The 15,281-nt window shown below is 66.9% G+C and carries 6 protein-coding genes; 2 read left to right on the top strand and 4 right to left on the bottom strand.

Annotated features, from left to right (window positions below; all coding sequences use genetic code 11):
- Positions 1-7: 7 nt before the first annotated feature.
- The 4 genes from ABFX23_RS08855 to ABFX23_RS08840 form a co-directional block, all read right to left on the bottom strand.
- A complete protein-coding gene (locus ABFX23_RS08855; protein ID WP_346032733.1) occupies positions 8-3,088 on the bottom strand; it encodes a CHAT domain-containing protein in 3,081 nt (1,026 codons plus the stop codon).
- Positions 3,088-9,003, bottom strand: coding sequence for a beta strand repeat-containing protein (locus ABFX23_RS08850; RefSeq protein ID WP_346032732.1), 5,916 nt, complete (start codon positions 9,001-9,003; stop codon positions 3,088-3,090). The genes ABFX23_RS08855 and ABFX23_RS08850 overlap by 1 nt, the downstream gene beginning before the upstream one ends.
- Positions 9,000-10,820 carry a ShlB/FhaC/HecB family hemolysin secretion/activation protein gene (locus ABFX23_RS08845; protein ID WP_346032731.1) on the bottom strand — a complete coding sequence of 607 codons (1,821 nt, stop codon included), beginning with the start codon at positions 10,818-10,820 and terminating at the stop codon, positions 9,000-9,002. Before ABFX23_RS08845 ends, ABFX23_RS08850 begins: the two co-directional genes overlap by 4 nt.
- A 104-nt stretch (positions 10,821-10,924) precedes the next feature.
- Entirely contained in the window at positions 10,925-11,824 is a 900-nt protein-coding gene (locus ABFX23_RS08840) for a TPR domain-containing protein (RefSeq protein ID WP_346032730.1), read from the bottom strand.
- A gap of 121 nt (positions 11,825-11,945) precedes the next feature.
- On the opposite strand from ABFX23_RS08840, the gene ABFX23_RS08835 reads away from it, so the two are divergent.
- Both ABFX23_RS08835 and ABFX23_RS08830 read left to right on the top strand, forming a co-directional pair.
- The gene (locus ABFX23_RS08835) at positions 11,946-14,411 is read left to right on the top strand and encodes an NAD(P)-binding domain-containing protein (protein WP_346032729.1); all 2,466 of its coding nucleotides are present in this window, start codon (positions 11,946-11,948) and stop codon (positions 14,409-14,411) included.
- A gap of 1 nt (position 14,412) precedes the next feature.
- Positions 14,413-15,279, top strand: a complete 867-nt coding sequence (locus ABFX23_RS08830) for a hypothetical protein (protein WP_346032728.1) — start codon at positions 14,413-14,415, stop codon at positions 15,277-15,279.
- The last annotated feature ends 2 nt before the right edge of the window (positions 15,280-15,281 follow it).

Below are 15,281 nucleotides of genomic sequence, written 5' to 3'. Positions count from 1 at the left end.
CCTTCCCTCACTGGCGGCGGACCGGCACCGTCCCGTCGCCCACCACGGCAAAGGCGGCCCAGTAGAACGGATGCGAAGTGGCCGCATCGTCCATCAGGGTGAGCTGGGCATCGCGCAGGGCGCGGGTGGTGGCGACGCCTTCATCGGCCTCGAACAGGCCGCTGATCAGCTTGCCGGTCGCATCGAAATCGTCCGGCACCGGCCAATGGCTCGCCACCACCGTGCGGCTGCCCGCACCAACGAAGGCGCGCACCAGCCCGTCGAGCGCGAAATTGCCCGTGCCGCTGATCCCCGCCTCCCGGCTGGCGACAAGGCCGCCCGCGCTGGCGGTGTTGCAGGCGGAAAGGATCACCAGGTCTGCATCCATCTGCAGGTCGAAAATCTCCGCGAAGCTCAGCAGCCCGTCGCTTTCCCCGTCGCCGAACGAAGTCATCAGCGCCGGGCGCGGAGGACATTCGGGCTGAGGCGCGGTGACAAGGCCGTGGGTGGCGAAATGCACGATGCGGTATTCGTCGAGCCGATCCATGCCGAGCAGCCCGGTATCGGTGAACTCCGCATCGGTCAGAACGGCAGCCTGCCCGCCGTCCGCGCTGACGATTCGGTTTGCCGTCCGCAGCTCGCTGGCGGCGATGGGATTGTTCCAGGCCGTCGGCCCCCACTGGCAACGGTCGCTGGCTGCCGCCGTGGCCGCCCGCGTGCCAGAAGGGAAACCAGTCTGTCCCAGCGGAAGGTTCTGGCCCAGGCCCAGGTATTCGGCCTGGGCATCGGACGCGCGGGCGCGGCGAACGTCGCGAAAACCCGTCGGTGATACCGAGGTGGAGATCTCCACCGTCCGGCCGAGCCATGCAGTGCCGCGATAATCGAAGGGATCGGCCTCGGAATCGGCGGTGCGCGCTTCGTATCGCGCGACGCTTTCGTCGTCCGTCACCAGCAGGTTTGCCGGCAGGCGCAACAGCGCTCCGTCGGGTTCGAAGACGAGATGCCGAGCCTGCCGCAGCTGGCCGTCGACCGGCGCGAACAGCGCCTGGTAAAGCGCCCTCGCGGTACCGATCTCGAAAGGATAGGTAATCGTCTGCCCCGCCAGTTCCACGGCGATGGAATCGCGCAGGTTATCCACCATGGCCTCGATCTCGTCGACATCGGCATCGATGCGATAACCCTGCGCTCTGCCGGGCTCGATGAAGATGGCGTATGCCGCATCGTCCAGCATCACGAGTTTGTAGTAGACCTCGCCCTCCCCGAGCGTGGCCTGCAGGTCGGAGAGGCTCATCTGGTCGTCGCTCACCACGCGGTAACGCGGGTAGGAGGCAAGCGCCTGCTGCAATTCCAGCTGGGTCTGCTGCAGCTCGGCCAGTTGCGTCCGCTTCGACGCGAGTTCGTTACCTTCTGCGGCATCCTGCCCCTCGGCATCCATGTCGAGCTGCGCGATTTCGGCGCGCAGTTGCTCTATCGCCCGGCCGATGTTGAGCGAGCGGCGGAACAGCTGTGCGGCCTCGTCACTGCCGCCCGAGAGTTCGCGGGCGAGCACGGCCTGCGTCTGGGCCAGGCCGGGGCGCAACAGCAACTGGCTGGCGGCAAACATGCGCGCGGCGGAATCGACTTCGCCGGACCGGCGTGCCAGCAGATCGAAATAGGGTGCCAGCAGGCGGCGCAGGGACGCGGCGGGCTTGCTGTCACCGTCCTCCACCAGCATTCCGAACAGCCCGAGCGCTTCTTCCTCGCGGCCATTGCGCGCGTAGAACCCGGCCAGTTGCGAGCGCGCGCTGACAAGGGCGGGGGAGCCGGGGTAATTGTCCTCGAGCAGTTCCACGGCCTGCCGGTGGAGCACCTCGGCGCGCGCGATATTTCCCCGCGCCTCGTCGATCTCTGCCATTTCGGCCAGCACCTGCGCGCGCAGCCAGAGGATCGAGACGATGCGGCCGTCGCGAACGGAAACGAGCTTGTCCAGCGCGCTCACCAGATTGCGGCGCGCCTCGTCCATCCGGCCCTGGGATCGCAGGGCCGTCGCCCGGATATGCTGTCCTTGCGCATCCAATAGTTCTGCCCGTTCGAGCGTGGTCAGCGCGCCCGTTGCCCCGGTGATGGCGTTGCCCTGTTCCGCTGCTAGCCGGTCTGCCAATGGCGCGCTGACCTGCATCGCGCGCAGGGCGTCCAGGCCGCCGGCGTTACCGGGCAGCGGCCTATCCAGCGTGGCGATCGCTTCGGCCGGTGCATCGCGGTTTAGCGCGTCGAGCGCTTCGTAATTGCGGGCGAGCCTGGTGAGAATGGGATTCTCGCCCACCCGGTCGCGCGCGGCAACGAACATCAGCGCCGCTTCGAGGTAATTGCCGAGGTTGGATTGCTGCAGGGCGGCGTTCAACTGCGCTTCCAGCGCCTGCTGGCCGTCGAGGTTCTGGGCCGATTCCGAGAAGAACTCGGCTGCGTCGGCGAAAGCCCCGGCGTTGGAACGGCGATAGGCTTCTACCAGCGCGTTTTCCGCGGAGATGGCCTGTGCCTGAGCGCGGGCGAAAGCGCTGGCATCGCCGGCCTGGGTGAGCGGGATCGATACCGTCCCCGCCACCACGCTATCCGTTGCGAGGCTGGCAAGGCCGAGGCGAAGGGCATCGCCGTATGAAGCCACGCCGCGCGCGACATAGGTCATGCCATCTGCGCTTCCCATGATGGTTTGGGTACGCAGCCCGCCTTCGGGGGCGGTACAGATGTAGGTGGATGCGCCCGGCAAGCCTTGCGGTGGTGCAGCGTCGGCGCTGGCGGTGCAGGTGGCGCCGCCCCGCCGCGCCTCGGCCAGCAGGTCCGCTTCACTCGCATTGGCCAGCACGGCAAGACTGCCGACTGGGGCAGAGGCATCGCGGCAGATCACCGTGTAACGACGATCGAACAGGCCATCGCCCGCTTGCGGGGACTGGATCTGCGCCTCGCACAGCCCCCCGCTGCCGATGGGTACGGAATCGAGCAACGATACCGGCACCTGCTGCGCGCTGGCGGGCAAGGGCAGCGCGAGCGTCCCCAGCGAGCCGAGCGAGCCGAGCGACAGGGCGCCCAGCACGGCGAAGGCGATCCGGCGAGTGGATTTGACGGCCTGGTGCATTACTCTTCTTCCTCGTCGTTCTCGTCATCCTGCGCGTCGAGAGCATAAAGAGCGCTGTCGCCGCCGCTGGTGACGGGATCGTCGATCCGCTCGTCCTCGCTGATGAGGGGCGCATCGAACAGGGCGGGGAATTCCACGCCAAATCGGTTGGTGAAACTGCGGGACGGATCCTCGGTCTGCTCGCCGGAAACAGGGTTCCTCACCAGCACCTCGTTCTGGATCGGCCCCTGCGGCGCGTCCTCCGGCCTCGGGGTGATGCTGGGGCATACTGCCGTGTTGATCACGCAGTCGTTCAGTGTCGCGCTATCGTCGAACGGTCCGCTCAGAGTGCCAGAGGCCACCGTGTTGAAGAAGAACTCCTCGTCGAATTCGAACGTGTCGTTCACGCTGTCGGAAGCGAGGCCATAGAAAATCGCGCGAAGCGGCGGGACGCCGGACGCCGGGTCGATCTGGCTGACGAACAATCCCGCGCCGCCCAGCGAAACCTCGATCCCGCCGAAGTGATCGGCATTGCCGGTGTTCTGGCCATACAGGTATTCAAGGGCAGCCAGCGAGACGGTGCCTGCACTGACGTAGTTGAACGGCTCCGTTGTACCCGTTTGCGTGAAATCCCCAAGCAGGCCGGGAATGGCGGGATCGTCCGGATCGCTCAGGATCACGCCCAGGTTGTCGCTGGTCGTGAAAAGCAGGTTGTCGGCGATGAAAGACAGGCCGCCCGACAATTCGCCGGCAGCGTTGAACGAACCGACGGATGCATCGGGCAGGAGCATTTGCAGGCTGGGTCCGGCGAGGAACGTCAGCGTGTCGCCGGAGGCGGCCGAACCGTAGCGGATCGCGCCGACGATCTGCATGATGCCGCCTGTAGCAATAGTGACCTCACGCGCGCCGCCGCCCTCGCTGCCCACGAGGTTGAGATCGCGCAGTTCGGCATCGACGTCGGCATCTGCCGTGTCGGGCAGCGTGATCGTCAGCGTTTCCGCCGTGACAGCGGCGATTTCGGCGTCTGTCAGTGTAAAGCCCGCCTCTTGCGTCGTTCCGCCGATCACGTTGCGCGCGGCGGTGTCGAGAGACACGATCTCCACGCTCGACCCGCCGAGGCTGACCAGCGGGTCGATCTGCAGATCCCGCGCCGCGAGCCTCATGGAACTGGCGGCGAAGGACAGCCCGTCTGCGCCGTCGCCGCTGATCGTCATCGTGCCGGTGGAGGTGAGGTCGAACGTGGCGGTCAGGTCAGTGGGAGCGCCGCCACCAAGGATGGTGCCGCCATTGGCGTAGGCCACATCAAGGTCGCCCGCCACCGCTGCGAAAAGGTCGCTGGTAACGGTGATCGCGCCATTGTCAGCCAGGAAGCGGCTGGCGGAGGACGAGGGCTCGCTACCCGATGTCCGGGCGTCGAGCGATGTGAAAGCGATCGACCCGTCTACGGCAATGATCTCGACGAGACCCGCAGCGCCGGTGGCCCCACCCGTCGCATTCGCACCCAGAACGGTTTGCCCTGCGCTGATGTTCGAGGGCGCAGCACCCGCCAGCGTCTGCATCGTTACGGACCCTGCGGTGGCAGCGCCCGCGGGGTCGGCCTGTGCGTCGGCGATCATGGTCAACCCGGTCGTGCTGGCAAAATTGCCGCCGTCAGCAACCACGAGAGATGCCGTGCCGCCCGTCGCATCGGTGCCGGTGTTACCCTGCGCAAGCGTGCCGAGCGTTGTCGTGCCTGCGGCGGACAGACTGGATCCGGCCCCGCTGACGTTGATCGCAGTCGTGCCGCCCACGGCCTCGCCGCCGGTGCTGCTTCCGCCCGGATCGCCAGCGTATGCTTCGGCATACAGTCCTATGTCGCCCCCCGCATCGAGCGAGGAACCGGCGAGCACGTCGATGGAGGCGCTGCCCGCATTGGCGGTTCCCTCGTTTTCGAGAGCCGAGGCCCCGACAAGGAGCACCACGTCGCCGCCGAAGCTGGCCGCAGCGTTGGCGATTTCTATCAGGGCAGTTCCGCCCGTGGCATCGCGGCCCACGGCACCCATGTCGATCGATGTTGAACCTGTAACGGCAAGGTTGGCGGTGTCCGAAACGGCGATGCCCGCATCTCCGCCCAGCGCATTGCTGCCGGTAGCGATACCGCCGATGGAAATGCCGCCCAGCTGGACATCGGTCTGCAAGCCGTCGACCGCGAGGGACGCCGATCCTGCGGTGGCGGGGCCGCCAGCGCCGATGCCGGACGTGCCCCCCGTTGCGGCGACCTGCAATCCCAGCACGCCCGCGATATCCGCGACCGCGCCGTTCGCCACGTTGAACACGGCATCGCCGCCCGTCGCCGCGCCGCCTGCCCCACCCGTGCTGTTGCCGCCGCGGGCCGAAGCATCCAGGGCGACGGCAGAACTGCCGGTAAAGGCCGCCCCTGCATCGAGCTGGAGCGTTGCCGTGCCGCCTGCCGCATCGCCGCCAGCAGGGGTGGCCGCGCCCGAACCGCCGGGATCCTCGCCTCCGAAACCCTGGGCCGACACGGCGACGGGGCCGGTAAAGCCCAGCGTGGCCGTGGTCGCTACCAGCAGGCTGTCCCCACCGGAGCCGAAACCGCCGGTTCCACCTTCTGCGCCGATCCCGTCGCTGCTGAGCGACGCGCCGCCAGCCTGCAGGCTGGCGCTGGCCAGTGCCCCTGCGGCCGCTTGTCCGCCGATGCCGTCACCACCGACAAGGCCGACGCCCCCTTCGCCATCGGCGCTGATGCCAAGCACACCGCCCGCCTGCACGTCGGCGGTGTCGCTGGCGAGCGCCACGGCTACGCCCCCGGTTCCTGTGCCGCCGGTTCCGCCGCTGTCGACAACATCGCCGCCGTTGCCGCTTGCATCGAGATCGATATCGCCCACCACGGTGAGGGAGGCGGAATCGAGCAGGGCAGCGACCGTCGCCTGTCCGCCGAGACCATCGCCGCCCAGTGTATCCAGGGAGTCACCGCCGCTGCCCGCCGCCTCGAAATTGAGGCGCAGGAACGTGCTGCTTCCCCCGCTTGCCGTCACCATCGCGGCCTCGCCGCCCGTGCCGTTGCCACCCGAACCGCCGGCGGCAGTTGCCGAGCCGCCCAGGCCGCCTGCATCGATGTTAAGCCCCGCGCCGGGCGCGTCGAAGATGCCGCCGACATTGTTGACCTGCGCGATGCCGCCTGTGCCATTGCCGCCGATGCCTGTGCCCGTGTCGCCGCCTTCACCCGCCGCACGGAAGTTCTGGTCGAGCGAGGCTGTGACCGTGCCGCCGTCGATATCGGCAGCAATGAAGCCGCCGATGCCGTTGCCGCCGTTGCCGGTGGAGCCATCGCCGCCGATGCCCTCCGCGTTGATGCTGGTGCTGGCAAGGTCCAGCGTGCTGTTTGCATCGATGACGAACCCGGCCGTGCCGCCGGTGCCAATGCCGCCGGAGACACCGTTCCCGCCGATGCCGATGGCACTCTGGCTGAAGACGTTGCCGACGAAGACGCCGCTGCCGTTGGCGATCTGGAGCACCAGCGAGGCACCGCTTGACGTGCCCGCACCGCCTGCCCCGCCGATGGAATCGCCGCCCTGGCCGATGCCGGAAAGGAACAGCGTGCCCGCGAAATCTGCCGTCGCCTCGTCAACGGAGACGAGCGCGCTGCCGCTCAATGCGTCGCCGCCGTTGCCGCTGCCCGCATTGCCGCCGAAGGCATCGACGTTCAATTGCATCTCCGCCCCGCTCATCGCCAGTTGGGCGCCTTGCGAGAGGAAAAGCTGAGCGCTGCCCCCGGTGCCGAGGCCGCCATTGCCCGCGCCGGTCGCGGCCCCGCCTTCGCCGATCGCGAAAGACTGGCTCACGCCGTTGATGGTGAGGACTGCGTCCGGGCCGGAGACGTTGATCGTGTTCGTGCCGCCGGTACCGCTACCTCCGTTCTCCCCGCTGCCGCCCTGCGCGTAGCTGTCGAGAATGAGAGCGCCATCGAACAGGGCTGCGGGCTGGAAGAAGATGTCGATCGAGCCGCCGATGCCTTCGCCGCCGTCCCCGCCGCCGGTGACGTTTCCGCCGAAGCCGTTGGCGAACAGGAATGTATCGCCCTCGACCGAGAAGGTGCTGGTGTCGTCGGCGGAGACAAAAATCGAACCGCCCTGCGCCGTTGGACCGGCGCCCGTTGCTGCGACCCCGTCACCCGCGCCCGCGCTGGCGTCGGCCACGAGGAAGCCGTTGGTTATGGAAAAGAACCCGCCGCCGTCGCTGCCGCCGATCGAGATGTTGCCGCCAAAGCTGTCGCCGGACAGTCCGGCATTCGCCCCGGTCAGGTTCGGCGAGAATGCCGTGGCGAAGATATTCAGCCCGCCATCGAGCGCGATGGTTCCGCCGGAAAACATCGAGACATCGGCAAAGCCGCCGAAAAAGGTTCCGGCAATGTCGTATCCCGCTGTCTGCACCTCGGCCTGCGCGCTTGCCGAAACGACGGTAGCGCCGCCCAGCTGGACAGTGCCGCCGAAGGCCGAAATCGACGCGAACCCTCCACTGGCATCGCCGACGAACACTCCGTCGGAGTCCACCGCGGCATAAGCATCGGCGGTAACGGTTGTACGGCCACCCACCGTCACCAGTCCATCCGTGAAAGCGGTGACACTGGCGGAGCCGCCGTTCACGGGAAGGGGCTGAGAACCGTCCGCGAAGCCGAAATTGTCGGCCGAGACATAGAGATCCTCACCGACGCTGATCGTCGTCCCGGTGCCGGCCTGGACGCTGGCCTGGCTGCGCCCGACGATCACGAGGTCGCCCGCGAAGCTGGAGCTGCCAAGGTTCGTCGTCACGCTGGTCTCGGTCTGGCTGATCGCGGTAACATCGCTGGTGGCGGTAACGCCATCGAGGACGATCTGCGTCGGCCCGAAGCCCGGATCGCTGCGTCCGTTGAAGAAGGAATCCGCGCCTTCTCCGGTCACGCCGCCGTCGATCTCGCGTCCGTTCACGTCGTAGTTGGCCGACAGGATGATCTCGCCGCCCGCCACGGTGGCACCGGTCGCCACGTCGAAGCCCAGGTTGCCGCTGAACAGCATGGAGACGCCGGTGGTGGACGAGGGCAGGGCGCTGGTGACGCCGTAGATCACATGGTTGTCGCCCGCGCCGCTGCTTTCGGGGCCGCCGGTGCTGCCGGTGTGGGTTATCGCCGGGCCCTCGCTCCCGCTGGCGAACGGAATGATGATGTCGAACAGCCCGGAATTGTGCGCCAACTGTGCTTCCAGCGAACCGACGTAGGCGGCGGAGCCGTTGAAATAGGCATCGCCCGCCATGTTGATGTTACTGGAGGAAACGATGAAGAAGCTGCCCTCCGGCGTGCCGGTAAGGCTGGCACCGGGCGCGATGCCGATGGACGAAATGTCGCCCGAAAGAAGCAGCGGCCCCGCGCCCGTGGCGAAATCGGTGAAGCTGGCGATGTCCACCGCGTTGGTGGTGAGCATCAGTTGCGGCACTTCGAACACCGCCGTGCTGCCCACCAGGATCCCGGTGGGCGAGTAGAAGGCCACGAAGCCGCCGGGCGCAACAGGCGTACCCTGCGCGTCGGTCAGGAAAGCCTGCACCGTGCCCGCAAACTCCGCAGGCCCGGTAATTGGCGTCGGCTGGATGCGGTTGAGAATGGCAAAGCCGCCGGCATTGGGAGCGCCGGTGTAGATCGCCGTGTTGCCCTCGGGCAGGAAGGTTTCCGGCGCGCCGTTGATCTCGTTCGGGAACCAGTCGATCACCGCGTCGAAGCCATCGACCTCAATGCGGTCGAACGTCGGCTGGCTGCGGTCGACCGTGACGTTGCCCTGCGCCACTTCGAACGTGGCGTTGTAGGCCTGTGCCCCGGCGGCCTGCGGCGCCGCCAGCAGGGCCAGCGTCAGCGCGGCAGGGGCGCAGCCCCGCATCAGGGCGGAACGGGCGTGGATGGCGGACTTGGTCATGACGACCTCCAGGGGTGCAGGCGGGCAGTGATGGAAAAAAGCAGGCGCACGTCGTTGCGCTCGGTCTGGAAATCCAGTGTGCGCAGCGGCACGGCGACCACGAAATTGCCCTGCAGGTTCGCGCCGCGCACGAAATGCACGCCGGCCCCTGCGGACAGCAGTTCCTCGCTATTGTCGGCGGCAAGGCTCGGGTCTTCGTTCCAGGCCCGGGCATAATCGAGAAAGACGAACGGCTGGATGGCCAGGTCTTCCAGCGATTTCGGTGCCAGCGAGCCGTAGCCCAGTTCGAACCGGGCACCGACGCCCGAATCCCCGATCACCGCGCCTGCATCGTAACCGCGCCCGATGGAATATTGCCCGCCTGCGAATTCCTCGAACGCGGGCAGGGGACTCGCGCTGTACTGCGCATCGAGATCGAAGCTGAGCGTCAGCAGCGGGACCGGACGATATTCGGCGGACAGTTCGCCGCGAATGAAGGTGGGCGTCGGGTCCTGCTCGATCCGCGCGGGCGGTACGGCGCCGTTCAAGGTACAGGCGACGAGGTTGGGCCGGCAATCCTGGGCGGCGCCCAGCACGTCGAGGCCCTGCCGCAGTTCGACGAGGCCCGCCACGCGTGCGCGCGGTTCGTAGGGGGTGTAGCCGCCGCGGCGCTGGATGGAGTCCTCGTCCATCAACAGGAAATTGCTGCGCAGGTAGGCCGTGCGAACGCGGTCGCGCGCCAGCCCGGTTCCGGCAAAGTCCACGTCCTGGTCGATATAGTCGAACCCGGCCGCACCCCACACCGATGCCTGCTGCGTGCGCAGGAATGGATAGCTCGCCTCCACGTTCACCAGCACGGTGTCGGATTCGATCTCGAAACCGGGCAGGGCATCGGGCTCCGTCCAGCCCAGCGTCACGGAGCCGCCCAGCGTCAGCCCTTCGCCGCCCAGCCGCATGTCGTGCGCGATCTGCAGCGTCTGCTGTTCCACCAGGTCCAGCGTGGAAAAGAAGGAGATCGCCGTGCGATCCCCCAGGCCGGTCAGACCGTAGGCTTCGGCGCGCACCAGTCCGGCAAAGCGGCCCAGCGCCTTGCTGCCCCAGTTCTGCACGTTGGCATCGATGGCGAAGCTGTCACGCAGCACTGCAACTTCGCCCACCAGGTCTCCCGGCTCGCCGCCTTCTGCCGCGCGCAGGGACAGGCGCACCTCCATGCCGGGCACGTCGTTCGCCAGCAGCAGGTAGCGTTCAGCCTCATTGACGTTGAAGACCGGCTGGCCGACCAGTTGTTGCAGGTAGGACGAAAGCACGGCTTCCGCGCCCTGCGTATCGCCGCGCGCGCGCACCGCCACGAGGCGGCCCAGCACCACGCGCATTTCCGCATTGCCATCGCCAAGGCTCTGCGCCGGAATTTCGACGGCGGCGAGATAGCCCGCATCCGCCAGCAGCGCGGCGGCACGATCGCGGATGTCGCACAGTGCGCGCACCGGCAGTTCGCGGCCGAGGTAGCCCTCGCTTGCCCGCGAAAGGGCGACGTTCGCGGCGCGCTCGGTCCCGACGAAGGTCACGCTGTTCAGCGTAAGGGTGAGGTCTGCGTAGTCGGGCTGGTCAAGCGCACAGGCGCGACGCTCCATCTGGCCATCGATGGTGAGCGTGGTGTCCTGCCTTTGCTCCGGACGTTGCTGCGGGCCGGTGAGTTCCTCGCGCGTGGGTGGGCGCACATCCTGCGACAATGCAGGAGCCGCCAGCGCAGCAAGTGAACCGGCTGCGAGAAGTAATGCCGCGTATCGGCCAGCCGAACGGGTGTCCGGCCCTCTGCGCGCGGGCAAGTGGATATTCATCAGGTCTGTTCCCTTCCCCCGAATGGGTCACGACCAACTCTGCCCGCAACTATGCCGTTATTGCGGGGCCGAGTCCACGCACGAGCCGTGACTTCATCGAAAAATCATTCAATTCCCAGTTGGTTGGCGATTTCGCCAATTTGACTTGCCGTATCGGGATGGGCTGCCAAGGCGGCATCGCGCGCGCGCCGCGCTTCGCCAAGGCGCCCCATCTGCTGATAGCTGCGCATCAGCATCGCCCATTCCTGCACGCTGCCGCCCTGCGCCTCGATCCGATCGGCCAGTTGCTGCACCATGCCCTGCGCCATGGCCTGCTGCTGGCCGGGAGAGAGGCTGGCGGCCGCAGCCATCTGTTCCTGCGTAGGGCCGCGCGTGGGCGCGGCCAGCGCGCCAGCGGGCAGGAGATCGCGCGTCGAAGCGGCGCTGGCGATCCGTTCGTCGACCTCGATTTCGTTGATCGCCGCCACTTGCCGGATCGTGCGCACCAGGTCGGTCTCCCACGGGGCGCCCGGCGGGGTGTCGGCGAGCAGCGCCAGCCAGTCCGCAATCGCTCCTTCGTGGTCGCCCCCAAGGTCTTTCTCCACCGCCAGGAAATAGCGCGCACGCGGGTCTGCGCCGTCGAGCGACAGCGCCCTGCGGAATGCCTCGGCAGCCGGAGAGGGCATCGGATCGCTCTCGCTGGCCATCACCCGCGCCTCGCCCAGCGAGGACCACAGTTCGGCAGCATCCGGGTCTGCCTGCACTGCCATTTCGTAAGCCTGCGCCGCTTCGGCAAAGCGATTCGCGCCGAACAGGGCGATGCCCAGTTCATGCCAGGCTTGCGCATTGTCGGGATTGGCCTCGGCCCGTGCGCGCAGATCGTCGAGTGAGGGAGCGATCGACATGCCCGCCTCGACCTCGGCAGGCGGCTCGTCGGGCGAGGCGAGGAAGCGCCAGCCGATCACTCCTGCCAGAACAAGAAACGCCGCCACCGCGGCGACAGTGCCTTTCTTCGAGCCGCTCATATACTGCGCCAATCCCCCTTCGGCGCGGACGATAGCGCAAGAAAATTTCACCGCAACCGGGATCGCCTGTTTTCAAGAGCGGGGGTTTTGGGCATAGTCCATCGGATCCGGGGGGATAGGCATGGCAGAACAGCCAGAACGCGTTCAGGTGGCGATTGTGGGCTCGGGGCCGGCTGGTCTCAGCGCCGCCGCGCATGCCGCTGCCAAGGGCATGAGCCACGTCCTGATCGAGAAGACCGATCACCTCTCCGACACCATCTTCAAGTACCAGAAGGGCAAGCACGTCATGGCGACGCCCAGCAATCTGGTGCTGCGCAGCGACCTGGACTTCGAAGCGGGCAAGCGCGAGGCCATCCTGGAGACCTGGGACCGCCAGATCGAGGAAGGCAAGGTAAACGTCCTGTTCGAGGCCGAAGTCACCGCTATCACCGGCGAAAGCGGCGATTTCACTATCGAGATCAAGGGCAAGGAGCCGATCCGGGCCGAATACGTGGTGCTGGCCATCGGCACGCAGGGCAACCCGAACCTGCTGCGCATTCCGGGCGCCGACCTGCCGCTGGTGCAATACCAGCTGGACGATCCGGGCGAGTATTACGACGAACACATCACCGTGATCGGATCGGGCGATGCGGGGATCGAGAACGCGCTGGGCCTCGCCGCGGATGCCGCGCAGGCCAATATCGTCACCATCCTCAACCGGCGTGACAGTTTCGCGCGGGCCATGGGCGCCAACGTCAAGCTGCTGGAAGAAGCCGAGGCCGACGGGCGCATCATCGTGCGTCGCGAGACGGAGCCTGCCGAGCTGCGCATGGGCGAGAACGGCGGCGAGCTGGTGCTCAATACCCGCGACGGGGAAGAGACTATCCGCTGCGACCGCGTGATCGCGCGCACCGGTTCGAAGCCACCGCGCGATTTCGTGGAAGCCATCGGGGTAAACTTCACCAGCGAGGAGCGCGATGCCTTCCCAGCGCTGACGCCTTCGTTCGAAACGACCAAGAACGGCGTGCACGTGATCGGCGCGCTGGCGGGCTATCCGCTGATCAAGCATTGCATGAACCAGGGCTACGACGTGATCGAGTTCCTGTCGGGCAATACCGAGCTGAAGCCCGCCGACCAGCCCATCCTGGAAGAGAAATTCGCCGGTCTCCCCGGCAATCACCCGGTGGAATACTGGCTCGACCTGTTCGGCAGGAACATCGTCATCTTCGAGGAACTCTCGCCGCTGCAACTGCGCGAACTCATGCTCGATTCCACCGTGCACAGCCACGCGCCGGGCGAGGTGGTGTTTACCCGCAACGAGCCGGGTTCTTCGATGTTCTGCATCGCGCAGGGCAGCGTCTTGGTGGAGGTCGATCCCGACGATCCTTCCGTCACGGTGCCGATCGAGGAAGGCTCCATCTTCGGCGAAGTCGGCCTGATTTCGGGCCGCCGCCGTGGCTCCACGATCCGGGCGGCGGAGCAGCTGGTAACGGTGGAACTGTCACGCAATGCCGCGCTGAAACTGATCGCCACGGTGCCGAGCGCAGGGCGAGCGGTGAACCGCATCTCCATCGAGCGGCAATTCCTGCAGATGTTCGGTTCCGGCCTGACGCGGGAGGACGTGGCGGGAATCGTCGAGCAGGGCGAAGTGGTGGACGTGCGCGCGGGCCAGAAGATCGTGGAAGAAGGCGCGGACGACAAGGATATCTACGTCATCCGTCGCGGCTCCATGATCGTGGAGAAGGAAATCGGCGGGCACCCGGTGTTCCTCTCCTACCTGCCCGCAGGCTCATACTTCGGCGAGATGGCGGTGATCGACGGATCGAAGCGCACCGCCACGGTGAAAGCCGCGATCAAGAGCGAGGTGATCCGCTTCCCCGGTGAGGCGTTCACCGCCGTGCTCGACAAGAACGCCAAGCTGCGCGGCCGCCTGCTGGAGGACATGAAGAACCGCCGCGAGGTCAACGCCTTTGTGGAGGCGCGCAAGGACAGCTTCGGTTCTGCCGCAGACATGTATTCCGAAACCGCGCAGTTCCTGGTCGACAACGGCATCGGCGAGGCGACCGACGTACTACTGATCGACGAGACGCTGTGTGTCGCCTGCGACAACTGCGAAAAGGCCTGCGCCGACAGTCACGACGGGCTTTCCCGGCTGGACCGGGAGGCGGGCCGTTCCTACGCCCACCTGCACGTGCCGACATCGTGCCGCCACTGCGAGCATCCGCACTGCATGGCCGACTGTCCGCCCAACGCCATCCAGCGCGGGCCGGATGGGGAGGTGTTCATCGACGACACCTGCATCGGCTGCGGCAACTGCCAGCGCAACTGCCCCTACGGCGTCATCCGCATGGACGCGAAGCCGCCGAAGAAACCGGGTCTGCTGCGCTGGCTGTTCTTCGGCAGCGGGCCGGGGCCGGGCGAGGCGAGCTATGCTTGGCGCAAGGCGCACACCGATCCGGCGAAGCCCAAGCAGGCGATCAAGTGCGACATGTGCGCGGGCATCGAGGGCGGCCCCGCCTGCGTGCGCGCCTGCCCAACCGGCGCGGCCATCCGCGTGTCGCCCGACAAGTTCCTGACGGTAACGAAGCTGACGGAAGAGGTGGAATAGCATGGCCACCACCAACGAAGGCTTCTCCGCTGGTGAAAAGCGCCGGGATGCGGACCATGTCAGCTTCCTGAAGCACCGCCGCTTCCGCTGGCTGAAAGTCGCGCTCGTCCTCAGCCTGGTCGCGCTCGCCAGCTACCTGCTGGTGGACGTGGAGCCGCGCCACAACGGCGGCACCTGGTACGGCTATACGCTTGGCACGATCGGGGCGGGGCTGATCGTCTGGCTGTCGCTGCTGGGCGTGCGCAAGCGGAACATGACCGAAGGGCGCTGGAGCCTGAAGGCCTGGACTTCCGCGCACGTCTACCTCGGCCTCGCGCTGACCGTGATTGCCACGTTTCACACCGGCTTCCAGCTCGGGTGGAACGTCCACACGCTAGCCTGGGCGCTGATGATGATCGTGATCATATCGGGCATCTACGGCATCACCGTCTACGCCACGTTGCCCGCGCGGGTGAGCGAGAACCGGCGCGAGATGACCAAGCGCGAAATGCTCGATGCGCTGGATGCGATAGACCGGCAGTTGCAGAGCGCCGCGCAGCCGCTGGGCCGCGAGCAGAGCGACCTGATTATTGCCGCGCTGGAGCAGGACCCTTTCGATTTCGGCATCGTCGCCCGCCTCACCGGCAATTACCGTGGATGCAGGACCATCCGCGCGCTGGACGCTTTCGGTGTCAGCGCCTCGGTGGACGATGCCGAGGACAAGGTCGGCAAGCTGTTGCGCCGCCGCAAGGCCCAGCTCGACCAGATCCGCCGCCAGATGAAGCTGCGCGCGCTGCTGGATATCTGGCTCTACGTGCACGTGCCCCTCACCATCGCGCTGATCGCCGCGCTGACGGCGCACATCGTTTCCGTGTTCTACTACTGGTAAGG

Source organism: Erythrobacter westpacificensis, assembly GCF_039542285.1.
GTDB lineage: Bacteria > Pseudomonadota > Alphaproteobacteria > Sphingomonadales > Sphingomonadaceae > Alteraurantiacibacter > Alteraurantiacibacter westpacificensis.
Note: the sequence above shows the minus strand (reverse complement) of the source record. Positions and strands in the feature narration are given on the sequence as shown.